Annotated in this window: 1 protein-coding gene and 1 pseudogene; both read left to right on the top strand. The window is 71.3% G+C overall.

Annotated features, from left to right (window positions below):
- Positions 1-58 precede the first annotated feature (58 nt).
- Positions 59-652: a hypothetical protein gene (locus tag BVI061214_RS00770; protein WP_053766919.1), complete on the top strand. Its 594-nt coding sequence runs from the start codon at positions 59-61 to the stop codon at positions 650-652.
- A gap of 51 nt (positions 653-703) precedes the next feature.
- Positions 704-906, top strand: a pseudogene (locus BVI061214_RS00765) (hypothetical protein); the annotation flags it as partial.

The raw sequence follows: 906 nt of genomic DNA, 5'->3' as shown, positions 1-906 counted from the left end.
CTTTGCCCTGGAGCCCCGGCTGTGAGCGGGCGTGAGCCGGGAGGAGGAGGATGTGGGCATGAGAAAGGCGCTTCTCCTTCTGGCCTTGGGGCTCGCCGCCTGCAACCTCCAGGGCCTCCCTGGGAGCGGGGAGGAGGGGGGCTTCCAGCTCCTGAACGCGGACGAGCTACGCATGACCATCCGGTATGGGGACGGCACCCCCTTTGAGGGGCGGCTTCGGGTCCTGGAGGCGGAGGCCCCCGTGGTGGGGGGGAGGGTCTACCTTCCCCTCAGGACCCAGAGCCCCCGGGAGCCGGACCCCTACGACCTCCTCTGCCTGGGGGGTGGGGCCTTCTACGTGGACCTGAGCCCGACCGCCCCCTCTCCCCGGGGCGGGCTCTACCGGGCGGACGGGAGCCAGGCCCAGCTTCTCCTCTACCCCAAGGCCCTCCCCTACCGGGTGCCCGACTACCTCTGGTACCTGGTCCACGTGGAGGAGGCCGTGGTCAAGGGGGGGCTCCAGGAGTGCCCCTACCTCCCCCGGGCCGCCCAGTACGACCTGGAGCTCTCCCCGGGATGGAACCTGGTCTACTACGAGCCCGAGGACCCTGGGATCCACCGGGCCTGGGTGTACGGCAGGAAGGAGGCCTACTGGAAGGTCTGGGCCCGGTAGGGCCGGGGGGGCCTGGAGCCCCCGCGTTCTTAGCTACAAAGGGGGGCTACGATGGAGGAGCTTGTAGCTAAGACGGAGCTGGAGCGGGAGGCGGCCCGCCTGGAGCGCGAACTCCAGGACCTCGAGGCCCTCCTCGCCGAAGAGCGGGAGCGCCTTTCCGCCGTGTCCCCCCTTCAGGGGACCAGGGTGTGGCGGCCCTCCCCCGACAACCCCGTGCCCGTGGAGGCCGGGGGGTGGCTTTCGGCCACCCCGCC

The sequence above is a fragment of the Thermus aquaticus genome (assembly GCF_001280255.1).
GTDB lineage: Bacteria > Deinococcota > Deinococci > Deinococcales > Thermaceae > Thermus > Thermus aquaticus.
Note: the sequence above shows the minus strand (reverse complement) of the source record. Positions and strands in the feature narration are given on the sequence as shown.

What these genes read in the sequence shown, in the direction of transcription:
- BVI061214_RS00770 (WP_053766919.1), top strand. Translation starts at nt 59, where the DNA reads ATGAGAAAGGCGCTTCTCCTTCTGGCCTTGGGGCTCGCCGCCTGCAAC.